The sequence below is a fragment of the Ruegeria sp. HKCCD7221 genome (genome assembly GCF_013031225.1).
GTDB lineage: Bacteria > Pseudomonadota > Alphaproteobacteria > Rhodobacterales > Rhodobacteraceae > Ruegeria.
In genome coordinates this window covers 856,160-878,357 of record NZ_WPZE01000001.1, presented here as the reverse complement: position 1 = coordinate 878,357, position 22,198 = coordinate 856,160, and the positions used below count along the sequence as shown (strand labels likewise).

The window sequence follows — 22,198 nt, the reverse complement described above, 5'->3', positions numbered from 1 at the left end:
GCAAGCTGTTCGGAAAAGAAAAGTCCTAACGCAAACGTGTTTTTGCGGCCCATAATCCTATTTGTTTTGTTGCGGTTGTCGCAGTGCCCCTAAAGTGGAGATCCCCATGCTCAGAGCGTTCGCGGTTTCACTCCTGTTGTTCGGTCCAATGGTGGCCGACGCCGATGAACTAAGAACATCAGCCGGTCCGGTGCAGGTGAGCGCACTTATCGATGGGCTGGATACCCCGTGGGCGGTTGGGATACTGCCAGACGGTACGTTTCTGGTGACCGAGCGTGACGGACAGCTATTATATGTCACTGACGGGGACGCACGCCGGGTGCGCGGTGCACCGGATGTGGTGGCCAAAGGGCAGGGTGGGTTGCTGGACGTGACCATCGCACGCGATTTTACCCAAAGCCGCGAGATTTTTCTTACTTTCTCAAAACGTCAGAAGGGTGGTGCAGGAACTGCCGTGGCGGTCGCACGCCTGTCAGAGAACGGAAAACGCCTTACAAATCTAAGGGTGATCTTCGAAGCCATGCCGGGGGGATCTGGTGGTCGGCATTTTGGGTCTCGGGTCGTAGAAGCCGATGACGGAACCTTGTTTGTCACAATCGGTGATCGCGGTGACCGGCCTCAAGCTCAGGACAGGTCGAACCATATCGGCTCGGTAATCCGGATAAACCGGGATGGTTCGGTCCCGTCTGACAACCCGTTTGTCGGTCAACCCGATTTAAGGCCCGAGATTTGGTCTTATGGGCATAGAAACCCACAGGGCGCGGGTCTTGATGCACAAGGGCGACTGTGGACGTCGGAACATGGTGCGCGGGGCGGGGATGAGGTGAATCTTGTTCTGCCGGGTCAGAACTTCGGTTGGCCGGTTATTTCCTACGGTAAGCATTATTCAGGCAAGTCAATCGGCGAAGGCACCGCGAAGTCCGGGATGCAGCAACCGAAATTCTACTGGGACCCATCCATCGCACCTTCGGGATTGATGGTGTATTCCGGAAAACTCTGGCCCGAGTGGAAGGGCGACATCTTCGTGGGGTCGCTCAAGTTCAACTACATCGCCCGGCTTGAGGGGTCACCCCTAAAGGAAGTCGAGCAAATCAAAGGAGCCGAGACCGAGCGCGTCCGGGACATTGTTGAAGCGCCTGACGGGTCCATTTGGTTTATTTCCGTAGGAGAAGGCGCGGTTTATCGGATGGCGCCCCAGGGTTAAACCGAAAGGCGACCACTTTGGGCACCACGCTCCCGGTATGGTGTCGTATTATAGTGAGCGCGGTAGCATTTCGAGAAATGCGAGGGGCTGGCGAAGCCGCAGGCAAGCGCCACGTTAATGACACTCATATCTGTCTGCATCAGCAGGTTGCGCGCTTTGTGCAGCCTAAGCTCCATGTAGTACCGCTTGGGAGAACGGCTCAGGTAGCGACGGAACAGGCGTTCCAACTGGCGCGTGGACATGCCCACATCCTTGGCAAGGATCGAAGGTGAGATCGGCTCCTCGATGTTTTTTTCCATCATCAGGATGACCTGGCTCAACTTGGGATGGCGCACGCCGATGCGGGTAGGGGTGGACAGGCGCTGCGTGTCCTGATCGGTGCGGATCGAGGAATAGATCATCTGGTCGGCGACCGCGTTGGCAAGATCTTCGCCGTAATCATCAGCGATGATCTTCAGCATCAGGTCGATGGATGAGGTCCCGCCCGCAGTTGTCATCCGGTTGCCATCAATTTGGAAAACAGACTTTGTTAGTTCGACCTCATCGAATTCCTCGATAAAGCTGTCCGAGTTTTCCCAGTGGATCGTCGCACGTTTGCCGTCCAGAAGTCCGGCCTTGGCCAGAGTATAGGCCGCTGTGCAAAGCCCGCCGATTTTCAGACCACGCCGTGCCTCGCGCCGAACCCAATTCAGAACTTTCTTGGTGGTCGCCGCCTGAACGTCTACACCGCCGCATATGATCACAACGTCGTCGCGCTGCAATTCGTTCAGATCGGTGTCCAGCTTGAACTCGGTCCCGGCCGAGCATTTGACGGTATCACCGCCTTCGCCTGCAAAAGTCCACGAATACAGTTCTTTGTCGGCCATGCGATTGGCAATACGCAGGCTGTCCAGCGCCGAAGCAAAGGACAGCAGCGAAAATTTGTCCAGCAAGACAAATACGAAATTCTTAGGGTTGGCCGCAGTGTCTTCCACCGTGACAACTTGGCGTTGCTCTTGCATGGCGAGGTGTCCTTGATTCGGCGCCTAATGACGTTGCGTCGGCGACAGATTTGACAGCAACCATGATCAAAGCTTGTTTCCCGCGTCAAGAGGCGCAAATCGTATATGGTCACTCTTCAATGCATTTTGTATAGAGACGACCTGAATACTTCAGCGGAGATCAAAGCTATGACCGAGTGGCAAAAATCGAACTGGCGCAACAAGCCCCGGGTTCAGATGCCAGATTATACCGACGCGGACGCGCTGTCTAAGGTCGAGGCCCAGCTTTCGCAGTATCCCCCGCTGGTTTTTGCCGGGGAAGCGCGCCGCCTGAAACAGCTTTTGGGTGCCGCCGGACGTGGAGAGGCGTTCCTGCTGCAAGGTGGCGACTGTGCTGAAAGCTTTGAACAATTCAGCGCCGACGCAATCCGTGATACCTTCAAGGTGATGCTGCAAATGGCGATGGTGCTGACGTATGGCGCCAAAGTTCCCGTGGTCAAAGTTGGCCGGATGGCGGGACAGTTTGCCAAGCCACGCAGCGCCCCGACCGAGGTTGTCGATGGTGTGGAACTGCCAAGTTATCGTGGCGACATCATCAACGAACTGGCGTTCACGCCCGAAGCGCGTATTCCGAATCCCGGCAAGATGTTGCAGGCCTATACGCAGGCCGCGGCGACACTTAACCTTTTGCGGGCCTTCTCGACCGGAGGCTTCGCGGATATGAGCATGGTGCATTCGTGGACTTTGGGCTTCACGGACGAACAGGACGTTCAGAAATACTCTGAGATTGCGGACCGGATTCAGGACACGATCGACTTTATGCACGCGGCTGGTATCACCGCCGACACCACGCATGAGTTCTCGACCGTCGAGTTCTATACCAGCCACGAAAGTCTGCTGCTGGAGTATGAAGAGGCGTTGACGCGTCTGGATTCGACCTCGGGCAACTGGCTGGCCGGGTCTGGCCATATGATCTGGATCGGCGACCGCACCCGTCAGCCCGACGGCGCGCATGTGGAATTCTGCCGCGGTGTATTGAACCCAATTGGTCTGAAATGCGGTCCGACCACGACGGCGGAAGACCTGAAGGTTCTGATGTCCAAGCTAAACCCCGAAAACGAAGAGGGTCGCCTGACACTGATCGCGCGGTTCGGAGCGGGCAAAGCCGGTGAGCATCTGCCGCGTCTGGTCAAAGCCGTGAAGGAAGAGGGTGCTAATGTGACTTGGGTCTGCGATCCGATGCACGGCAATACCATCAAATCGGCAACGGGCTACAAGACGCGTCCGTTTGATTCAGTCCTGCGCGAAGTTCGCGACTTTTTTGGCGTACATCAGGCCGAGGGTACTATCCCCGGTGGTGTACATTTCGAGATGACCGGTCTGGATGTAACCGAATGCACGGGCGGCGTGCGCGCCGTGACGGAAGAGGATCTTTCAGACCGCTACCACACCGCCTGCGACCCTCGTTTGAACGCGTCGCAGTCCCTTGAACTGGCCTTCCTTGTGGCCGAGGAACTGACTAACCTGAGGCGCGATCGCAGCAAACGAGCGGCGAGCTAAATCATAGAAAAAGCGGGCAAAGGCCCGCTTTTTTGTTACCTAATCATCTCGCGATACAACCAGACGCAAATGGGACTTTGAGTGATCAAACTCCCTTTGTCCCTCGGCAAATCCTGCTGAGGTCGGTTCGATCTTCGTGCGCGGTGATTGAACGGACGCCACTGTGCGAACCTTCTGACCAAGCACGCCGAACCGTCTGGGCGTGGCACCGATGGCGCCATTGCTGGCAAGTACGCCCAAGACGCGGCTTACGTCCCCCAAATCGCTTTTCAGTGGCAGCAGGATCATGCGCGCAACCAGATGGGCGCGCCCCGGTTTCCCAGCGCCTGCAAGTTCAAACTCGGCAATCGCAGGTCCTGCAAAAACCTGTTCCAATATCTCTGTAATCTGAGATCGTGCCGACGGTTCGAAAAAGGCGGTCAGAGGCATGCCCCGAACCTCCATCCCGGCAAGCCTGTTCAGATGACTGCCCGCAAGGCGAAACCTGGCCAGGCCGGGTGCTATGCGTTCGAGGATAAAGGTGTTTTCCAAAATGTTCTCAAGTCCGCGTGGATCAATCTGCGATCGCGTTGGAATCTCGCCGCCCGATAGCAGCGCGCTCCAATAAGCCTCAGCCTGGCGAATGGGCGAAAATATGCGGCCACTGTCAAAGCGATCCATCGCGATGATCTTTCCAAAGTTAGACCCGGACCCGTTTCCGAAAAAGGTTGTCATTTCATAGCCCTAACGCCAAGTGGTCATCATTTTCCTAAAATGCCAGATATCGGGGGCATCTTTCGAATGACCAGTTCTGACAGGGGCCAAACTGACATGGTTGGTGCCACTCTTGGAGGAATTCTTTAATGAATGGTTAACTTAGCTGTCTTCAGGCGAAACCCAGCAAACTCTTGCCCTGCGTGCTGTGATGGCATTAGGTGCGGTCAAGTATTCTGAGACGAGCAGCGACGAAAGGGCGGGCATGATCAGATCCATGACTGGATTTGCCTCTGGCAAGGGGGCGTTTGGGCCGCATAGCTGGACGTGGGAGTTGCGCAGCGTCAATGGCAAGGGGCTAGACATGCGCGTGCGTGCTCCGGACTGGTTGACGGGGTTAGAGGTCGCATTGCGTGGGCAATTGTCCAAGGCCCTGAGCCGGGGAAGCGTCACGCTGTCCCTGCGGCTTAACCGTGATGAATCTGCGCCGGACCTTGTTTTGAACGAAGTCGCAATGGGGGCTGCGCTGGAGGCCCTGGCAAAAACGCAGCAAATGGCAGAAGCGCGGGATATCATGCTTGCCCCGTCGCGTGCTTCTGACCTTATCGCGTTAAAAGGTATGCTGGATGCAGGCAGCGACGTAGACGATCCTGCGCCATTGGTCGGACATCTAATCGCTGAGTTCCCGGGGCTTTTGACCGAATTTATCGCGATGCGCGAGACCGAAGGTCAGTCGCTTTCACAAATATTGAATGGTCAACTGGAAACGGTGGCGGAATTGACAGAACAGGCTGCAAATCTGGCGGAGCAGCGAAAGGATAAGGTCGCAGAAACGCTGCGCGAGAACCTGACGCGCGTCATGGATAACGCGCAGGGTGCCGACCCGGACCGTGTTGCGCAGGAACTTGCACTGATCGCGGTCAAGGCCGATATCACCGAAGAAATTGATCGCCTGAAAGCGCATGTCTTGGCGGCGCGGGACTTGCTGGAACAGGACGTTGCAGTTGGCCGAAAGCTTGACTTTCTGATGCAGGAATTCAACCGAGAGGCCAATACCCTGTGTTCAAAAGCGCAAAGTGCCGATCTGACTTCGGTAGGGCTTGAGTTGAAAGCCGTTATAGATCAGATGCGCGAACAAGTTCAGAACGTGGAATAACGACAGGAGCGCCAAATGGCGGATCGACGCGGCCTACTTATCATTCTGTCCTCGCCCTCTGGTGCAGGAAAATCTACATTGGCCAAACGGTTGATGCAGTGGGATACCGATCTGGAGTTTTCGGTCTCGGCCACCACCCGCGCGCCGCGTCCGGGCGAAGAACACGGTCGCGAGTATTTCTTTCTGACGGAGGATGCGTTCAAACAGCAGGTCGCCGAAGGGCAGATGCTGGAACACGCGCATGTTTTCGGGAACTTCTACGGCTCACCAGCCGGGCCTGTCCGCGAGTCGATCAACAGCGGAAAGGACGTTTTGTTCGATGTGGATTGGCAGGGTGAAGTTCAGATCCGCAACTCGGACCTTGGCAAACACGCGCTTTCGATCTTTATCCTGCCGCCCTCGATCCCGGAACTGCGCCGTCGGTTGGAAAGCCGTGGCCAGGACAGTGACGACGTGATCGCCAAACGGATGCTCAAGAGCTGGGACGAAATCAGCCATTGGGGGTATTACGATTACGTACTGGTCAATGACGATCTGGATTCGACGGAAGAAAAGCTGAAGACCATCGTCAGCGCCGAACGTATGCGCCGTATTCAGCAACCCAGCCTTCAAAACCACGTTCGCGCACTACAAAATGAATTTGAGGGCCTGTCATGACAATCTACGCCTTGGGCGAGCATACGCCGCAAATTCACGATGACACATGGGTTGCACCGGACGCCAACCTGATCGGTAAAGTGGTGATGGAGCAGGGCGCCTCGGTCTGGTTTGGGTCCACCATCCGCGCCGACCATGAAGAGATCCGCATCGGCGAAGGCAGCAATGTTCAGGAAAACTGCGTCATGCATATTGATGCAGGTTTTCCCCTGACTATTGGCAAGAACTGCACCATCGGCCACAAGGTTATGCTGCATGGCTGTACGATTGGCGAGAACTCTCTGATTGGAATGGGGGCGATCGTCCTGAATGGGGCAAAGATTGGCAAGAATTGCCTGATCGGGGCAGGGGCTTTGATTACGGAAGGCAAAGAGATACCGGATAATTCACTTGTTATGGGATCACCGGGCAAGGTTGTGCGCACATTGGACGATGCAGCCGCGAAGGGTCTGACCCTAAGCGCCCTGCATTACCAGAGCAATATGCGCAGGTTCCGGGATACGATGACGGCGGTCTGATTACCTCCAAGAGGTTTTTTCCATGTCAAATGACCAGCTCACCGAATTTGTCGCGGCCGTTCCTATGCCGGCTTTGGTGGTCGATCAAACGGAACGCATTATCGCCGCCAACACGCACGCCAAAACCTTGCTTGGCGCGGGGATCGAGGGTCGGCACTTCGCAACGATCCTGAGGCAGCCTCAGGTCATCGAAGCCATGGAGCAGAGCCTGCGCACAAAAGGGCCGGCGAAAACGCGTCATCTGGCGAACGACGGGGCGCAGGACACAACCTTCGAAGTTCAGTGCCGGTATATGAACGGCGTCGGAGCGGTTTCCGGCGGCGCCGTGTTGGCCATCTTTCAGGATGTCACCCATCTGGAGCAGGCCGGTCAGATGCGTCGTGACTTCGTTGCCAATGTCAGTCACGAGCTGCGAACCCCTCTGACCGCCTTGATGGGGTTCATTGAAACCCTACGGGGACCTGCCCGTGACGATGCCGTCGCGCGCGAGCGGTTTCTTAAGATCATGACTGAGGAAGCCAACCGCATGAACAGGTTGGTGGGTGATTTGCTTTCATTGAACCGGGTTGAAAGCGAAGAACGCGTCCGCCCGAAAGAGCAACTGGAACTGACGGGAATGATGCAGTCGATTTTGAACTCGGTACGTCCTTTGGCCGAGGACGCCGGTGTCGAACTGACCCTTTCGGCGGATCAGGGGCCTGTTACGTTAACCGGTGACAGCGATCAGCTGCGTCAGGTTTTCACCAACCTGATCGAAAACGGAATCAAATACGGCGGCAGCGGTGGAGTGGTCAAGGTACGCATCACGTCCTCGGACCGGGATACGGCGATGCGTGGTCCTGCTGTAAGGGTACAGGTCATCGACAAGGGGCCGGGAATCGATGCGACACACTTGCCGCGTCTGACTGAGCGATTCTATCGCGCCGACAGTCATAGATCGCGTGAGCTGGGCGGAACGGGGCTGGGCTTGGCCATTGTGAAGCATATTGTAAATCGCCACCGTGGTCGCCTGCGCGTGGAAAGCGACCTTGGAAAAGGTTCTGTGTTTACAGTTATTTTGCCGCGATAACTCGGTTCAGATTCTGTCTGTGGTCGTCCAATTTGTCAGTTTTTGGCCGATATTTCTTTCGTAACGTCACCTTCAAACAAAGCAAGGTGTCATAAAAGCGTTACAAACCTGTCACAAAAGGCTTACGCACGGCTCTTAGGGGTGCCGCAGGATCATCATGGGGGTGATCAAATTCTATCCTTTCAGGGAGACTGAAATGTCCTTTGTAAAACTGTCGGCTTCGGCTCTTGCCATCTCTGCAATCTCGGCCACTGCTGCCGCTGCTCGTGATCAGGTTCAGGTAGCTGGTTCTTCGACCGTCCTGCCTTATGCTTCGATTGTTGCTGAAGCCTTCGGTGAGAACTTTGACTTCCCGACACCGGTTGTTGAATCGGGCGGTTCGTCGGCTGGCCTCAAGCGTTTCTGCGAAGGTGTTGGCGAAAACACCATCGACGTTGCCAACGCATCGCGCGCTATCCGCGAGAAAGAAATCAAAGCCTGCGCCGAAAACGGTGTAACGGACATCATCGAAGTTCAGATCGGCTATGACGGCATCGTTTTCGCATCCGACATCAACGGCAACTCGTTCGAGTTCACGCCGGAAGACTGGTACAAAGCGCTGGCAGCCAAAATCGTCGTGGACGGTGAAGTTGTCGACAACCCCAACAAGACCTGGGCCGACGTGAACCCGGACTTCCCGGCGCAGCCGATCGCTACCTTCATTCCGGGCACCAAGCACGGCACCCGTGAAGTGTTCGAAGATAAGGTTATCTTGGCTGGCTGTGAGCACCTGGGCGATTTTGAAGTGTTCAAGGCAGCTGCCGGCGACGACAAGAAAGCAGCCGAAAAACAGTGTATCGCGATCCGCACCGACGGCGTGTCGGTCGACATCGACGGCGACTACACCGAAACTCTGGCTCGTATCGACAGCAACAAGGACGGCATCGGCGTCTTTGGTCTGGCCTTCTACGAGAACAACACCGACAAGCTGCAAGTTGCGACCATGTCGGACGTCGTTCCCTCGACCGAGTCGATCGCATCAGGTGAGTATCCGGTTTCGCGTCCGCTGTTCTTCTACGTGAAAAAAGCCCATATCGGCGTGATCCCCGGTCTGAAAGAATATGCTGAGTTCTTCGTCGCGGACGAGATCGCAGGCCCCGACGGCCCGCTGGCAGAATACGGTCTGGTCTCGGATCCTGAACTGGCGAAAGTACAGGAAACAGTTGCGAACGAAACCGTTCTGGGCGGCGGTTCCTAATATATCTTGTGAACGGAACCGGGGCGTAATATTCGCGCCCCGGTTCTTTTTGACTCCTCCACTTGCGATACCATCGGAGTTCTCATGGCATTATCCTGGCTGCTGCTTATTCTGCTTGCGCTGGCAGTGATCGGTTTCTTCACGGGTCGCTCCCGTGCCTTGGCAAGCGCAGGAGGAGACGCGCGCGATTTGCATTCGCTGCCGTCCTATTATGGGTACAATGTCGCCCTGTCTGCGTTGGTTCCGGCACTTGGCGTTTTGATTGTATGGCTTCTTGCCCAGCCGATGATCGTGAACAGTACGGTTTCCAGCCTTATCCCCGAGCAGTCGATCCCAGAAGGTTCTGATCGCGGCCTCATAATGAGCGAAGTACGTCGTGTGGCCGTTGGGTTGGATGGGGCAGTCGCCGCAGGCGCAATGACCGAAGCGCAGGCCCAAGACGCGAATTCGGATATTGATCAACTGACGGCAACACTAAAGGACGCCGGGCAGGTACTGACACAGGAGATTTCTCAGCCGATCCTGATTGCGGCGCAAAAATACCGCAGTATGACGTCGACCGGATCGGTTGCCATGCAGGCCATTGTTCTGGCTGTCGCACTTTTGGGGGCAGCGTTCGCTTATATCCGCACGCATAAAGAATTCCGCGCCCGTAACGTGGTCGAGCAGGCTGTTTTGGCGCTGCTGCTGCTGGCGGCCTCTATCGCGATCCTGACGACCGTGGGCATCGTTTTGTCGATGTTCTTTGAAACGCTGAACTTCTTCCAGCTTCATTCGTGGAAAGACTTCTTCTTTGGCAGCACATGGGCCCCCAACTTCCGTGGCGGGTCAGAACTGTCGATCCTTCCGCTGCTGTGGGGTACGCTCTATATCTCATTGATTGCGTTGCTGGTCGCGGTACCGATTGGCCTGTTCGCGGCGATCTACCTGTCGGAATACGCCACGGGCGCGACGCGCGCTGTGGCGAAACCGCTGCTTGAAATCCTGGCCGGTATCCCGACCATCGTTTACGGTCTGTTTGCCCTTTTGACGGTCGGCCCCGCATTAGTGTCGATGTTCGGCGAAGGTGGTGCGCTGGGGGTTGGCTGGATGGCCAGCTCGAACGCGGTGCTGACTGCGGGGCTGGTAATGGGCATCATGCTGATCCCGTTCGTGTCCTCGCTGTCGGACGACATCATCAACGCGGTTCCGCAGTCGATGCGCGATGGGTCGTTGGGATTGGGTGCAACAAAGTCCGAAACTGTGCGTCAGGTGGTTCTGCCCGCCGCTTTGCCGGGTATCGTGGGTGCGATCCTGCTGGCCGCCAGCCGCGCCATTGGTGAGACAATGATCGTGGTTATGGCCGCCGGTGCAATCGCCAAGTTCTCGGGCAACCCGTTCGAGGCGATGACGACCATCACAACCCGGATCGTCAGTCAGTTGACCGGCGATACCGACTTTGCCAGCCCTGAGACGCTGGTGGCCTTTGCGCTGGGTCTGACCCTGTTCATCATCACGCTGGGGCTGAACATCTTCGCCCTTTATATCGTACGCAAATACCGGGAGCAGTACGAATGACCGATATTTCCCAAACGCCTGGCGCTGCTCCTGCTGCAAAGCCCAGGGATGGCTCACTGTTCGAGAAAGACGCGCGCACCAAACGCCGTAATGCCGCCGAGGGTCGGTTCAAGCTGTACGGGGTTGGCGCCATCGGGATCGGACTGCTGATGCTGATCATTCTGGTCACGAATATCGTGACAGCAGGCACCGGCGCCTTCCAGCAGAGCTTTCTTGAGCTGAACGTCGAACTAAAGGCCGACAAGCTGGACAAGAAGGGCAACCGCAACATCGAAGATATCAAAAAGGTCTCGACCTTCGGATATGCCCCGTTGATTGCCTCGGCGCTTGAGGCCGAAGTACAGGAACTTGGTATTCAGACGGATCTGAAACCCAAAGAAATGGGTAAGATCCTGTCAAAGTCGGCGCAGGCTCAGTTGCGGAACTACGTGATCGCCAACCCTGATCAGATCGGCAAAACCGTCAGCTTCCGCTTTCTGGTCAACAGCCGCGTCGATGGGTATATGAAAGGCCGCGTCACCCGTGAGTCTATCGCCAATGACAAAAGCATAACGGCTGCACAGTTGGATTTTGTAGATCAATTGCGGGACGCGGGTGTGCTGTATAAGGCGTTCAACCCCGATTTCATCTTCGGCTCTGACGCTTCAGACCAACGGCCCGAGGCCGCGGGGATCGGTGTGTCTATGCTGGGATCGCTGTTCATGATGTTCGTGGTGTTGGCTTTGGCGCTGCCGATCGGTGTTGCGGCCTCGATCTATCTTGAGGAGTTTGCGCCACAGAACCGGCTGACAGATATCATTGAGGTGAACATTTCGAATCTGGCCGCCGTCCCGTCGATTGTGTTCGGTATTTTGGGTCTGGCCGTGTTCATCAACTATATGCACTTACCGACCTCGGCGCCGCTGGTGGGCGGTCTGGTGCTGACGCTGATGACGTTGCCGACGATCATCATCTCGACACGCGCGTCGCTGAAGGCGGTGCCGCCGTCGATCCGCGATGCAGCCCTTGGGGTAGGGGCCTCGAAAATGCAGGCGGTGTTCCACCATGTGCTGCCGCTGGCCGCTCCCGGCATTTTGACCGGGACCATCATTGGTCTGGCGCAGGCGCTTGGCGAAACCGCACCGCTGCTTTTGATCGGGATGGTGGGCTTTATCGCCTCGAACCCGCCGGATGGGATTGTGGCGGGGTTCCTGTCGCCGAACTCGGCCATGCCGGCGCAAATCTACGAATGGTCCAAACGCGCTGACCCTGCTTTTTACGAACGTGCTTGGGGGGGAATCATCATTCTGTTGATCTTCCTCGTGACAATGAACACCATCGCGGTACTCCTGCGCCGCCGCTTTGAACGCCGCTGGTAAGGGGCTAATTATGAACGATATGACACGAGTGGAGAGAGCCGTGGACTCCAAAGCTATCAAGATCGCCGCGAACAAGGTTCAGGTCTATTACGGCGACACTCACGCCATCAAGGACGTGAACGTTGAGATTGAAGAAAAAACTGTGACAGCGTTCATTGGCCCGTCGGGTTGCGGCAAGTCCACTTTTCTGCGCTGTCTGAATCGGATGAACGACACGATCGACATCTGCCGGGTTGAGGGCGACATCCTGCTGGATGGTGAAGATATCTATGACAAGCGCGTTGACCCGGTGCAACTGCGCGCCAAAGTGGGTATGGTGTTCCAGAAGCCGAACCCGTTCCCCAAGTCGATCTATGACAACGTGGCCTATGGCCCGCGCATCCACGGTCTTGCCAAGAACAAGGCGGAACTCGATGAGATCGTTGAGAAATCCCTGCGCCGTGGTGCGATCTGGGATGAGGTCAAGGATCGTCTGGATGCCCCCGGCACCGGCCTGTCCGGTGGTCAGCAGCAGCGTCTGTGCATCGCACGCGCCGTTGCGACTGCACCGGAAGTCCTTCTGATGGATGAGCCGTGCTCGGCCCTTGATCCAATTGCAACCGCACAGGTCGAGGAACTGATTGACGAGTTGCGCTCGCGCTATTCGGTGGTGATCGTGACCCACTCGATGCAGCAGGCTGCGCGGGTCAGCCAGAAAACCGCATTCTTCCACCTCGGCAACCTCGTCGAATTTGGCGAGACAGGCCAGATCTTCACCAACCCCGAAGATCCCCGCACCGAAAGCTACATCACCGGCCGGATTGGTTGAGGACAGGTATCAGATCATGACTGAACAACATATTGCATCCGCTTTCGACCGCGATCTCGAAGCGATTCAGGCCCACATCATGAAAATGGGTGGTCTGGTTGAGGCCGCCATCATGGGCGCCGCTCGCTCGCTGGAATCACGAGATGAAGAACTGGCCCAGCAGGTCCGCGCAGGCGACAAGGCCATCGACGCGCTGGAAGAGCTGATCGACGAAGAAACTGCGCGTCTTATCGCCTTGCGTGCGCCAACGGCCAGTGATCTGCGTCTGGTGCTGTCGGTGCTAAAGGTTTCAGGCAACCTGGAACGTATTGGGGACTATGCCAAGAACATCGCCAAGCGCACTACGGTTCTGGTCAATGCGGGTGAGATCAACGGCAGCGCTGCGGCCCTTCGCCGTATGGCCCGCGAGGTTGAACATATGCTGCGTGACGCGCTGGACGCCTATATCCAACGTGACGCAGAACTGGCCACCGATGTCATCAACCGTGATGAAGAGGTGGACCAAATGTATAACGGCCTCTTCCGCGAGTTTCTGACCTTCATGGCCGAAGACCCACGCAACATTTCGTCCTGTATGCACCTGCATTTCATTGCCAAGAACATCGAACGCATGGGTGACCACGTCACCGCCATTGCCGAACAGGTTGTCTATCTTGTCACGGGTGAACGCCCCGCCGAGGCGCGACCCAAGGCCGATATCACGTCGCACACCCCGCAGGAGATCTGACACATGTCCGCCGACCAACCCACCGTTCTTGTGGTCGAAGATGAGCTGGCACAGCGTGAGGTGCTGGCGTACAACCTTGAGGCCGAGGGGTTTCGGGTGGCCAAGGCCGAGAACGGGGACGAGGCCCTGCTTTTGGTCGATGAGGACAGTCCGGACATCATTGTTCTGGACTGGATGATGCCAAATCTCAGCGGGATCGAGGTTTGTCGCAGGCTGAAATCAAGGCCCGATACGCGTTCCATTCCGATCATTATGCTGTCTGCTCGCACGGAAGAGGTCGACAAGGTGCGCGGTCTGGAAACCGGAGCGGATGACTATGTGGTCAAGCCATATTCGGTTGTCGAACTGATGGCCCGGGTCAGAACTCAACTGCGGCGCGTACGGCCTGCGACAGTGGGCATCAGGTTGGAGTTCGGCGATATCATTCTGGATTCCGAAACGCATAAGGTCAGCCGAGACAGTAAACCTCTGAAGCTTGGCCCGACGGAATTCCGTCTTCTGAGCACGTTCATGGAAAAGCCGGGGCGTGTTTGGAGCCGTGAGCAGCTATTGGACCGCGTGTGGGGCCGCGATATCTATGTCGATACACGGACGGTAGATGTGCATATCGGGCGGCTGCGCAAAGCTTTGACTCAGCATGGTGGCGAAGATCCTGTTCGCACCGTACGCGGTGCAGGTTACGCTCTGGGGTAAAGCCGGGCAGGGGACACGCGTAATCGACCATGAGAAAAACTCATGGTTGGTTGCGAATCCCTTACTGTCATTTGAAAGGCTGACAGGTTAGTTTGCGCCCAGAGATTTGAGCGGAGATACACCATGAACGCCCCCAACACGAAGCCCACCTTGCGCGCCAAAGATGCACCGGACTTGGGGCAGTTCACCTGGGACGATCCATTCCGTCTGTCTGATCAGTTGACTGAAGACGAGCGGATGATTTCCGACAGCGCACGGGCTTATGCGCAGGAAAAGCTGCAGCCCCGAGTCACCGACGCCTTTCAGAACGAAGAAACCGACCCCGAGATCTTTCGGGAAATGGGTGAAATGGGCCTGTTGGGGACAACGATCCCTGAAGAATACGGTGGCTTGGGCGGGGGATACGTTTCCTATGGTTTGGTCGCCCGTGAAGTAGAGCGCGTGGACTCTGGTTATCGTTCGATGATGTCGGTTCAAAGCTCATTGGTGATGTACCCGATCTATGCCTATGGCAGCGAAGAACAACGCCGAAAATATCTGCCCAAACTTGCCAGCGGTGAATGGATTGGGTGTTTCGGGCTGACCGAACCGGATGCTGGTTCAGACCCGGCCGGTATGAAAACCCGTGCCGAAAAGATTGACGGCGGCTATAGGCTGACTGGCAGTAAAATGTGGATTTCGAACTCTCCGATTTCGGATGTCTTCGTGATCTGGGCCAGGTCCGATGCGCATAACGATAAAATTCGTGGGTTCGTTCTGGAAAAAGGCCTCAAGGGGCTGAGTGCTCCGAAAATTCAAAACAAGATGAGCTTGCGTGCGTCGATCACTGGTGAGATCGTTCTGGATGGTGTCGAAGTGGGCGACGACGCTCTGTTACCGCATGTGCAAGGTTTGAAAGGCCCGTTTGGCTGTCTGAATCGCGCACGCTATGGAATTAGCTGGGGCGTCATGGGCGCAGCCGAGGCTTGTTGGCATGGCGCACGTCAATACGGCTTGGACCGCAAGCAATTCGACAAACCCTTGGCCCAAACACAGTTGTTCCAACGCAAGCTAGCTGACATGCAGACCGAGATTGCGTTGGGGTTGCAGGGCAGTCTGCGTGTCGGTCGTCTGATGGATCAGGCCGAAGCAGCGCCTGAGATGATTTCGATCGTCAAGCGCAACAACTGTGGTAAGGCGCTTGAAATCGCACGCATGGCCCGCGACATGCATGGCGGCAACGGGATTTCTCTGGAATTCCAGGTGATCCGCCACATGGTCAACCTTGAGACGGTAAACACCTATGAAGGAACGCATGACGTGCATGCCTTGATCCTCGGACGCGCGCAAACCGGATTGCAGGCGTTTTACTAAGGGGATTCTACTGTTGAATCGCAGGATGGAAGTCCTGCGATTTTTCATTGTAGGGCTGCAATGATTGTTCGCATAATCGGTGTTATGGTTAAATTTTGAATATGCGGCGTTAGAAAAACAGCCGCACAAACAGCGTTTTTCTTGGAAATTTGATGTTAAAACAGAACCTTAAGAACTCTTTTGGACTTTCCGCATTAACCCTTCCTGAGCAACCGATGCCACCAGGATACCGTCTTCGGAATAGATTGAGCCTCGATTAAAATTCCGGCCTCTGCCGGTCCACGGGGAATCCATTGAGTATAAGTGCCAGTTTTCGAAGCGCACCGGGGCGTGAAACCACATGGCGTGGTCAAGGCTTGCGCCATTAACTTCGCCTGTGAACCAGCTCAGCCCATGTGGTCGCATCCCAGAACTCAACAGGCTCATGTCGGACGCATAGGTCAGTAGTAATTGTTGCGTTCTTTCATCTGCTTGCTTTGCGGCATTCATGCGCATCCACATTTGGTTGCGATCATCTGTTTTCTCGGGTTTCAAAGGATGCACATGGTTGACTTCTCGCACTTCAATTGGACGTTCACGCATCAGTTCGCCATGCAATCGTTCCGGAAGCGCGCTCAGGTATTTTTCCTTTAGTTCTGTGCGTGCTGGATAATTTTCCGGCTTTTCCAGTTGCGGCATATCATGCTGATGATCCCAGCCTTCGTCGCGCACATGAAACGATGCGGACATGTTCAGGATTTGCTTTCCGTGTTGAATTGCAACGACCCGGCGCGTTGTGAATGAACCTCCATCTCGGGCTCTATCAACTTGATAAATAACAGGTATTGATGGATCGCCAGGTCGAATAAAATATGCATGTAAGGAATGGCACAGCCGTTCGTCCACTGTGCGATACGCGGCGGCAAGCGCCTGGGCAACCACCTGCCCGCCGAATATCCGTGTGGATGTTTCGCCGCCTGACCCTACGCCCCGATAAAGGTCAACTTCCAATCTTTCGAGGTTCAAAAGGTCTATGAGAATACGTTCTGCCTCGGTCATACGGGGTCTCCAATTGGATTTAAGACATGGCGTAACAGTCTAGTCCGTTTCGTTCAATCATTGCCCTGACTGAATGCCGTAGGGTGAATCGATTTCATGAGGCATCACTAAGCAGATCGGCAGGAAATCGGCGGAGTTCGCCTGCTGTCGCACTTTAGGGGCATCAGTCTGTTAAACTGTTAGCAGTTGGAGAATCATTTGCTTGTGGTGAGTGCGTAGTAGCCATATTCCTTCAGGAGGAAGAACATGTCGCAAGCCATAGATTTTATTTATGATTTCTGCAGTCCAAATGCGTTTCTTGCGCATAAGATACTGCCGGAATTGGCCGACAGACACGACGTGGAAATCAACTTGGTGCCAGTGTTGCTGGCAACAGTTTTCAAGGCCACGAACAACCAAAGCCCGTTTCAAGCCTTTTCTGATATCCGTCAGAAAAGCGCTTACCTCACGCATGACCTGCACCGTTTTGCCAGACGTCGCGGTTTGAGTTTCCACATGAGCCCGCACTTTCCCGTAAACACGAAATTTGCCATGCGGGGTGCAGTTTTTGCCAAGGGAAAATCATGGGAAAACAAATATGTATATGCCATATTTGACGCGATTTGGGTGCATGGCCAAAAGGTTGATGAGCTTGGCGTTTTGATGGATATCCTACAGGAAAACGAATTACCTGTTCGCAAGCTTCGCGAGGCGATGACAAGTGTTGAGGTCAAACAGCAGCTTAAGGATCAAACAAAAGCTGCTGTAAGAAAGGGCGTATTCGGTGTGCCTACGTTCTTTGTTGGGTCTGAGATGTTCTTTGGAAAGAACAGCCTTGGCAGCCTTGAACTAGAGCTGTCCGGTCCGTCGTGATTAATTGTCGCCCGTTGGCCGAAGTGCGTATGCTCAAACTGTTAGTCAGTTTAAAGGCTCGGAAACTTCGGCATCTACCGCAACATAGTCTTAGAGGGCCTCAGCGAAGATGTTTCCAGCGGTCACCACGTTAATGCCACCTGAAACCGGAATGACGGCTCCAGTTACATAGCTGCCGCCGCGCCCGCAGAGAAACAGCATACAACCGGCGATGTCTTCTTCGCTGCCGACCCGGCCAAGCGGAACGGATTTCCCTACTTTGGCCCTTACGTCCTCGTCTGCAGTCGCGAACGCTGTCATTCGGGAAACAAACGGCCCCGGGGCCAACGCGTTCACGGTGACATTGTATGGTGACAGTTCCTTTGCCATGATCTTTGTCAGGTGCAGGACCGCCGCCTTCGATGCCGAGTAGCTATAGGCACCGTCCCCCATTGGGACCTCTCCCATCACGGATCCGACGTTGACCACGCGAGCAGGATCATCGGGCGTGCCGGACTTCATCAATATTGGCAACAGTTTTTGGGTCAGGTCAAAAATCCCGGCGACGTTTACAGACATCACTTTGTCCCAGGCTTCGTAGGGAAACTGCCCCATCGGCGCGCCCCAAGTAACGCCCGCATTGTTCATAAGGATGTCGAGTCTTTCCGTCCGCTTCCCAACCTCGGACACCATGTCATCGATACCCTCTTTGGTGCCGACGTCGCCTCCGAACCCTTCGGCGCTGCCCGGGGCATCCAGGGCATTCAACTCCTCTGCCACGGCTTCGCAGGCATCGCGGTTTCGCGAGGCGATCAGAACATGGGCCCCTGCCCTAACCAAGGCTTCGGCGGCCATGCGCCCAATTCCAGTCGCGCCACCTGTCACGAGCGCTGTTTTGCCGTTCATTGAGAACAACGTTTCTGGGGTCATGATCTTACTCCTCCGAGCTTTGGTTGGCGTGCAAAGACTGCCGCGATCCGGTGCGCAACTGCAATTTGAAGGTGCGCATGGCCGGGATAGTGATGTTTATTGCGGTGACGCCAGTGTTCTTTCTGATTGGATAACAGGGATAACGGGGACGACATGCAAGCATTACTCAACGTCGCGCCTGAAGGAGCGTGATCTTGGTTTCGCTGACACCGTCGGACAGTCGCATCTTGGGTAAAGCTGTTTTCGTCGTGGCGCGTAGTTCGGGAAGGCGAACAGCCGCCCCATTAACTGTGTGGGAAGGGCCATTCCCTTATGTTCGAAAAATTGCAGGCGGTGGACATTCCTACCTTTTCGCGTTTATGAACTTGTAAACAGGAACAGTGAGATTATGCACAAAGCTCTGATTTTAAACGGTCCGAACCTAAATCTTCTGGGCGCGCGTCAGCCTGAGGTTTACGGTAGCACCACGCTTGAAATGATTGAAAGCTTGTGTGTAAAACACGGCAATTCTGTCGGATTGGACGTATCGCATTTCCAATCCAATCATGAAGGTCAGCTTATTGATGCAATTCACGTTGCCAAGGGCACCCAGCACGGAATCGTTCTGAACGCTGGAGCGTATACGCATACGTCGATCGCGTTGATGGATGCCATCGCATCAGTTGAGTTGCCTGTTGTCGAAGTACACCTGTCCAATATCCATGCGCGTGAAAGCTTTCGGCACAACTCGTACATTGCGCGTGTGGCAATCGGGCAAATTTGCGGGTTTGGACCGCAGAGCTATATATTGGCGCTGGATGCATTGTCTGCCCATTTGAACGCAAGGGCTTCTACATGAAGCTAACAGAGTATCTCCATTTTCTCAGCTATACAAAAACGCTGGAGGAGCTTTGGGACGCTCATTGCAGACAAATGGCCGAGTATGGTTTCGATCGCCTGCTCTATGGGTTCACGCGCTATAGAACTGAAACGTCGCTGGGTGATCCCGAAGACTTTGTGATCCTGACCAACCATGGCAGGGATTATCTGGACGGGTTCCTGCGGGATGGTCTGTATTTCAACGCTCCGATGCTGAAATGGGCACTGCAGAACGAAGGCGCCGGTAGTTGGAAAATTACTCAGGACATGATGGAGGACGGCACGCTTACAGAGCTTGAGCGCAAGGTTATTGAGTTCAATCGTTCCAAGGGTGTTGCGGCCGGTTATACGGTCAGCTTCAATTCTGTATCTATGCGCTCGAAGGGTGCAATCTCTCTTTCAGGCTGCGGCTCGCGCACACAGGAAGAAGTTGATGAGGTATGGGCCGAGCATGGCGAAGACATTTTGTTGATGAACAATGTCGCGCATCTCAAGATTTTGACCCTGCCCTACAATGCCCCCAACCGCGCGCTGACTAAGCGGCAGCGCGAAGCTCTGGAATGGGTGGGTGACGGTAAAACAACGCAGGACATCGCCCTGCTGATGGGGCTGACCGCAGCGACTGTCGAAAAGCATCTCAGGCTTGCACGCGAGTCGCTTGCCGTGGAGACGACGGCTCAGGCTGTTCTCAAAGCATCGCTGCAGAACCAAATGTTCATTATGTAGGCAAAATCGCTGAGTTATTGACGCTTCTCTGCGTCAATTTACCCTAGGTAAGGAAAACATGACTTCCCGAATCTGAGCGTTTGGTCGCAAAGTGATAATGTTCCGTGAGTGGTGGCTTTAGCCTGGGAACATTTGGTCGGATCTTTGCAATAACAAAGCTCTCTGATCGCTCTGGCAAAGGGGCGTCTATTCGTCCACGTACCTATGTCGGAAATTGTGGGGGGCCTCGACCATCCCCATCATGCGGGGCCCCTCATTCTAACCAATGAGCACTGGACACTTCGGTGTCCTTTTTTATTTGCGCAAGCAAAAGGCCGGCCACGCAATGCGTAACCGGCCTTTGCAGTTATCTCAGAACCCCAAAGCAGGTCCTGAGATCAAATTTAGCCCTGAGCGGCTTTGGCAACTTCGGCTGCGAAGTCTTCTTTTTCGACAACGATGCCTTCGCCAACTTCCAAACGGATGAAGCCGGTGATGGTTGCGCCCGCCTCTTTGGCCGCTGCTTCAACGGTCAGGTCGGGGTTCACAACGAATTGCTGGTTCAGCAGAGTCGATTCCGCCACGAACTTCTTCATGCGGCCTTCGATCATCTTCTCGATCACCTGCTCCGGCTTGCCGGATTCGCGGGCGATGTCCATCTGAACCTGCTTTTCCTTCTCGACAACCGCCGGATCCATATCGGCTTCGGACAGAGCTGCAGGGTTCACAGCCGCGATGTGCATCGCAACCTGCTTGCCGATTGCTTCGTCGCCACCGGTCAGCGCGACCAGAACGCCGATCTTGCCCATGCCGTTGGTGGCCGCGTTGTGGACATAAGACACAACAGTGTCGCCCGACAGCTTGGCCATGCGGCGAACCGACATGTTTTCGCCGATGGTGGCGATCTTGTCGGTCAGTGTGTCTGCAACGGTCTTACCACCCAGGTCAGCCGCCAGCAGTGCGTCAACATCAGCAACGCCTTCAGCCGCATAAGCGATCTTGCCAACCATTTCCTGGAACTCGGCGTTCTTCGCAACGAAGTCGGTTTCCGAGTTCACTTCGACAGCAACACCGTTGCCGCCGTCAACGTGAACAGCAACCAGACCTTCGGCTGCGGTACGGCCCGATTTCTTGGCCGCTTTGGCCAGACCCTTGGTGCGCAGCCAATCAACGGCCTCATCCATGTTGCCACCGGTTTCGGTCAACGCTTTTTTCGCGTCCATCATGCCTGCGCCGGTCGAGTCGCGCAGTTCTTTTACCATTGCTGCTGTGATTGCCATTTTTGGCTCTCCTCAATTCAAACGGAATTGGGGCAGGTCATACCCTGCCCCATATGTCATTTACGTGACGGGCAGCTTACGCTTCGGCAGGGGTTTCTGCGTCGGCTTCTGCGGGCGCTTCTTCCGCAACGGCTTCTTCAACCGGAGCTTCTTCGAACGCGCCCAGGTCAACGCCTGCGGCACCCATCTGAGCGGTCATACCGTCCAGAGCTGCACGCGCGGCCAGGTCACAGTACAGGCCGATTGCGCGGGCTGCGTCGTCGTTTCCGGGGATGATGTAGTCCACGCCGTCGGGCGAGCAGTTGGTGTCGACAACAGCCACAACCGGGATACCCAGCTTGTTGGCTTCGGCGATGGCCAGTGCTTCTTTTTTGACGTCGATGACGAACAGCAGGTCAGGAACGCCGCCCATTTCGCGGATACCGCCCAGCGAAGCCTGCAGCTTAGCTTGGTCACGCTCCATGCCCAGACGCTCTTTCTTGGTCAAGCCTTCGGCACCGGATTCCATCGCTTCGTCGATCTGGTTCAGACGATTGATCGACTGGGAAACGGTTTTCCAGTTAGTCAGCGTGCCACCCAACCAGCGGTGGTTCATGTAGTACTGAGCCGACTTTTCAGCCGCTTCAGCGATCGGGCCAGCGGCCTGACGCTTGGTACCAACGAACAGAACACGGCCGCCTTTTGCAACGGTGTCACGAACGGCCTGCAGCGCCTGATCCAGCATCGGAACGGTCTGGGTCAGGTCCATGATGTGGATGCCATTGCGCGAGCCGTAGATGAACGGGCCCATGCGGGGATTCCAACGCTGTGTCTGGTGACCAAAGTGAACGCCAGCTTCCAACAGCTGACGCATGGTGAACTCGGGAAGAGCCATGCTATTTTCCTTTTCCGGTTTACGCCTTGGCGGGGGTGAAAGAAGCGGATGCTCCAACCGGCGGTCCTGATGAGGATGTCTCCCTCAAAAAGCCCAAACCCCGCCTGCGGGT

Annotated in this window: 22 protein-coding genes; 16 read left to right on the top strand and 6 right to left on the bottom strand. The window is 55.6% G+C overall.

Features of this window, described 5'->3' with window-relative positions; translation table 11 throughout:
• The first annotated feature begins 106 nt into the window (after positions 1–106).
• Positions 107–1,204: a PQQ-dependent sugar dehydrogenase gene (locus GOX73_RS04365; RefSeq protein WP_171125035.1), complete on the top strand. Its 1,098-nt coding sequence runs from the start codon at positions 107–109 to the stop codon at positions 1,202–1,204.
• Here GOX73_RS04365 and GOX73_RS04360 read toward each other — a convergent pair.
• Entirely contained in the window at positions 1,201–2,205 is a 1,005-nt protein-coding gene (locus GOX73_RS04360; protein ID WP_171121447.1) for a GlxA family transcriptional regulator, read from the bottom strand. The genes GOX73_RS04365 and GOX73_RS04360 overlap by 4 nt on opposite strands.
• Positions 2,206–2,373: 168 nt before the next feature.
• Here GOX73_RS04360 and GOX73_RS04355 point away from each other — a divergent pair, with 168 nt between their 5' ends.
• Positions 2,374–3,744 (top strand): class II 3-deoxy-7-phosphoheptulonate synthase, encoded by a 1,371-nt coding sequence (locus tag GOX73_RS04355; RefSeq protein ID WP_171121446.1) that lies wholly within the window; start codon positions 2,374–2,376, stop codon positions 3,742–3,744.
• Between the two features lie 39 nt (positions 3,745–3,783).
• On the opposite strand, the gene GOX73_RS04350 is transcribed toward GOX73_RS04355, so the two are convergent.
• Entirely contained in the window at positions 3,784–4,458 is a 675-nt protein-coding gene (locus GOX73_RS04350; protein ID WP_171125037.1) for a PAS domain-containing protein, read from the bottom strand.
• A gap of 256 nt (positions 4,459–4,714) precedes the next feature.
• Here GOX73_RS04350 and GOX73_RS04345 point away from each other — a divergent pair, with 256 nt between their 5' ends.
• The 11 genes from GOX73_RS04345 to GOX73_RS04295 all read left to right on the top strand — a co-directional run bounded on the left by GOX73_RS04345 (position 4,715) and on the right by GOX73_RS04295 (position 15,570).
• The gene (locus GOX73_RS04345) at positions 4,715–5,593 is read left to right on the top strand and encodes a YicC/YloC family endoribonuclease (RefSeq protein WP_254429114.1); all 879 of its coding nucleotides are present in this window, start codon (positions 4,715–4,717) and stop codon (positions 5,591–5,593) included.
• 15 nt (positions 5,594–5,608) lie between these two features.
• Positions 5,609–6,250 (top strand): guanylate kinase, encoded by a 642-nt coding sequence (gmk, locus tag GOX73_RS04340; protein WP_171121443.1) that lies wholly within the window; start codon positions 5,609–5,611, stop codon positions 6,248–6,250.
• The gene (locus GOX73_RS04335) at positions 6,247–6,768 is read left to right on the top strand and encodes a gamma carbonic anhydrase family protein (protein WP_171121442.1); all 522 of its coding nucleotides are present in this window, start codon (positions 6,247–6,249) and stop codon (positions 6,766–6,768) included. Before gmk ends, GOX73_RS04335 begins: the two co-directional genes overlap by 4 nt.
• Before the next feature lie 22 nt (positions 6,769–6,790).
• Positions 6,791–7,837 (top strand): ATP-binding protein, encoded by a 1,047-nt coding sequence (locus GOX73_RS04330; protein ID WP_171121441.1) that lies wholly within the window; start codon positions 6,791–6,793, stop codon positions 7,835–7,837.
• Positions 7,838–8,033: 196 nt separating this feature from the next.
• Positions 8,034–9,074 (top strand): substrate-binding domain-containing protein, encoded by a 1,041-nt coding sequence (locus tag GOX73_RS04325; protein WP_171125041.1) that lies wholly within the window; start codon positions 8,034–8,036, stop codon positions 9,072–9,074.
• Positions 9,075–9,158: 84 nt separating this feature from the next.
• The gene (pstC, locus tag GOX73_RS04320; RefSeq protein ID WP_171125043.1) at positions 9,159–10,631 is read left to right on the top strand and encodes a phosphate ABC transporter permease subunit PstC; all 1,473 of its coding nucleotides are present in this window, start codon (positions 9,159–9,161) and stop codon (positions 10,629–10,631) included.
• The gene (gene pstA, locus GOX73_RS04315; protein ID WP_171125045.1) at positions 10,628–11,989 is read left to right on the top strand and encodes a phosphate ABC transporter permease PstA; all 1,362 of its coding nucleotides are present in this window, start codon (positions 10,628–10,630) and stop codon (positions 11,987–11,989) included. Before pstC ends, pstA begins: the two co-directional genes overlap by 4 nt.
• A 10-nt stretch (positions 11,990–11,999) precedes the next feature.
• Entirely contained in the window at positions 12,000–12,797 is a 798-nt protein-coding gene (pstB, locus tag GOX73_RS04310) for a phosphate ABC transporter ATP-binding protein PstB (protein ID WP_171125047.1), read from the top strand.
• 16 nt (positions 12,798–12,813) lie between these two features.
• Positions 12,814–13,524 carry a phosphate signaling complex protein PhoU gene (phoU, locus tag GOX73_RS04305; RefSeq protein ID WP_171121436.1) on the top strand — a complete coding sequence of 237 codons (711 nt, stop codon included), beginning with the start codon at positions 12,814–12,816 and terminating at the stop codon, positions 13,522–13,524.
• Positions 13,525–13,527: 3 nt separating this feature from the next.
• Complete coding sequence (phoB, locus tag GOX73_RS04300; RefSeq protein WP_171121435.1) at positions 13,528–14,217, top strand: phosphate regulon transcriptional regulator PhoB; 690 nt, start codon at positions 13,528–13,530, stop codon at positions 14,215–14,217.
• Positions 14,218–14,340: 123 nt separating this feature from the next.
• Positions 14,341–15,570, top strand: coding sequence for an acyl-CoA dehydrogenase (locus tag GOX73_RS04295; RefSeq protein WP_171125049.1), 1,230 nt, complete (start codon positions 14,341–14,343; stop codon positions 15,568–15,570).
• 168 nt (positions 15,571–15,738) lie between these two features.
• Here the strand turns inward: GOX73_RS04295 and GOX73_RS04290 are convergent, their stop codons facing one another.
• Positions 15,739–16,608 (bottom strand): acyl-CoA thioesterase II, encoded by an 870-nt coding sequence (locus GOX73_RS04290; RefSeq protein ID WP_171125051.1) that lies wholly within the window; start codon positions 16,606–16,608, stop codon positions 15,739–15,741.
• A 246-nt stretch (positions 16,609–16,854) separates the two neighbouring features.
• Between GOX73_RS04290 and GOX73_RS04285 the strand changes: the two genes are divergently transcribed.
• On the top strand, positions 16,855–17,460 hold the full coding sequence (locus GOX73_RS04285) for a 2-hydroxychromene-2-carboxylate isomerase (protein WP_171125053.1): 606 nt from the start codon (positions 16,855–16,857) through the stop codon (positions 17,458–17,460).
• Between the two features lie 90 nt (positions 17,461–17,550).
• On the opposite strand, the gene GOX73_RS04280 is transcribed toward GOX73_RS04285, so the two are convergent.
• A complete protein-coding gene (locus tag GOX73_RS04280) occupies positions 17,551–18,369 on the bottom strand; it encodes an SDR family oxidoreductase (RefSeq protein WP_171134796.1) in 819 nt (272 codons plus the stop codon).
• 388 nt (positions 18,370–18,757) lie between these two features.
• On the opposite strand from GOX73_RS04280, the gene aroQ reads away from it, so the two are divergent.
• Together aroQ and GOX73_RS04270 are read left to right on the top strand one after the other, a co-directional pair.
• Positions 18,758–19,207 carry a type II 3-dehydroquinate dehydratase gene (gene aroQ, locus GOX73_RS04275; protein ID WP_171125057.1) on the top strand — a complete coding sequence of 150 codons (450 nt, stop codon included), beginning with the start codon at positions 18,758–18,760 and terminating at the stop codon, positions 19,205–19,207.
• Positions 19,204–19,953 carry a LuxR family transcriptional regulator gene (locus GOX73_RS04270; protein ID WP_171121429.1) on the top strand — a complete coding sequence of 250 codons (750 nt, stop codon included), beginning with the start codon at positions 19,204–19,206 and terminating at the stop codon, positions 19,951–19,953. The genes aroQ and GOX73_RS04270 overlap by 4 nt, the downstream gene beginning before the upstream one ends.
• Positions 19,954–20,336: 383 nt before the next feature.
• On the opposite strand, the gene tsf is transcribed toward GOX73_RS04270, so the two are convergent.
• Positions 20,337–21,212: a translation elongation factor Ts gene (gene tsf / locus GOX73_RS04265; protein WP_171121428.1), complete on the bottom strand. Its 876-nt coding sequence runs from the start codon at positions 21,210–21,212 to the stop codon at positions 20,337–20,339.
• Positions 21,213–21,288: 76 nt separating this feature from the next.
• Complete coding sequence (gene rpsB / locus GOX73_RS04260; RefSeq protein WP_171121427.1) at positions 21,289–22,086, bottom strand: 30S ribosomal protein S2; 798 nt, start codon at positions 22,084–22,086, stop codon at positions 21,289–21,291.
• Positions 22,087–22,198: the final 112 nt, after the last annotated feature.

Excerpts from the sequence above, each read along its gene's own strand:
- GOX73_RS04365 (WP_171125035.1), top strand. The coding sequence starts at position 107 with ATGCTCAGAGCGTTCGCGGTTTCACTCCTGTTGTTCGGTCCAATGGTG.
- GOX73_RS04360 (WP_171121447.1), bottom strand. The coding sequence starts at position 2,205 with ATGCAAGAGCAACGCCAAGTTGTCACGGTGGAAGACACTGCGGCCAAC.
- GOX73_RS04355 (WP_171121446.1), top strand. The coding sequence starts at position 2,374 with ATGACCGAGTGGCAAAAATCGAACTGGCGCAACAAGCCCCGGGTTCAG.
- GOX73_RS04350 (WP_171125037.1), bottom strand. The coding sequence starts at position 4,458 with ATGACAACCTTTTTCGGAAACGGGTCCGGGTCTAACTTTGGAAAGATC.
- GOX73_RS04345 (WP_254429114.1), top strand. The coding sequence starts at position 4,715 with ATGACTGGATTTGCCTCTGGCAAGGGGGCGTTTGGGCCGCATAGCTGG.
- gmk (WP_171121443.1), top strand. The coding sequence starts at position 5,609 with ATGGCGGATCGACGCGGCCTACTTATCATTCTGTCCTCGCCCTCTGGT.
- GOX73_RS04335 (WP_171121442.1), top strand. The coding sequence starts at position 6,247 with ATGACAATCTACGCCTTGGGCGAGCATACGCCGCAAATTCACGATGAC.
- GOX73_RS04330 (WP_171121441.1), top strand. The coding sequence starts at position 6,791 with ATGTCAAATGACCAGCTCACCGAATTTGTCGCGGCCGTTCCTATGCCG.
- GOX73_RS04325 (WP_171125041.1), top strand. The coding sequence starts at position 8,034 with ATGTCCTTTGTAAAACTGTCGGCTTCGGCTCTTGCCATCTCTGCAATC.
- pstC (WP_171125043.1), top strand. The coding sequence starts at position 9,159 with ATGGCATTATCCTGGCTGCTGCTTATTCTGCTTGCGCTGGCAGTGATC.
- pstA (WP_171125045.1), top strand. The coding sequence starts at position 10,628 with ATGACCGATATTTCCCAAACGCCTGGCGCTGCTCCTGCTGCAAAGCCC.
- pstB (WP_171125047.1), top strand. The coding sequence starts at position 12,000 with ATGAACGATATGACACGAGTGGAGAGAGCCGTGGACTCCAAAGCTATC.
- phoU (WP_171121436.1), top strand. The coding sequence starts at position 12,814 with ATGACTGAACAACATATTGCATCCGCTTTCGACCGCGATCTCGAAGCG.
- phoB (WP_171121435.1), top strand. The coding sequence starts at position 13,528 with ATGTCCGCCGACCAACCCACCGTTCTTGTGGTCGAAGATGAGCTGGCA.
- GOX73_RS04295 (WP_171125049.1), top strand. The coding sequence starts at position 14,341 with ATGAACGCCCCCAACACGAAGCCCACCTTGCGCGCCAAAGATGCACCG.
- GOX73_RS04290 (WP_171125051.1), bottom strand. The coding sequence starts at position 16,608 with ATGACCGAGGCAGAACGTATTCTCATAGACCTTTTGAACCTCGAAAGA.
- GOX73_RS04285 (WP_171125053.1), top strand. The coding sequence starts at position 16,855 with ATGTCGCAAGCCATAGATTTTATTTATGATTTCTGCAGTCCAAATGCG.
- GOX73_RS04280 (WP_171134796.1), bottom strand. The coding sequence starts at position 18,369 with ATGACCCCAGAAACGTTGTTCTCAATGAACGGCAAAACAGCGCTCGTG.
- aroQ (WP_171125057.1), top strand. The coding sequence starts at position 18,758 with ATGCACAAAGCTCTGATTTTAAACGGTCCGAACCTAAATCTTCTGGGC.
- GOX73_RS04270 (WP_171121429.1), top strand. The coding sequence starts at position 19,204 with ATGAAGCTAACAGAGTATCTCCATTTTCTCAGCTATACAAAAACGCTG.
- tsf (WP_171121428.1), bottom strand. The coding sequence starts at position 21,212 with ATGGCAATCACAGCAGCAATGGTAAAAGAACTGCGCGACTCGACCGGC.
- rpsB (WP_171121427.1), bottom strand. The coding sequence starts at position 22,086 with ATGGCTCTTCCCGAGTTCACCATGCGTCAGCTGTTGGAAGCTGGCGTT.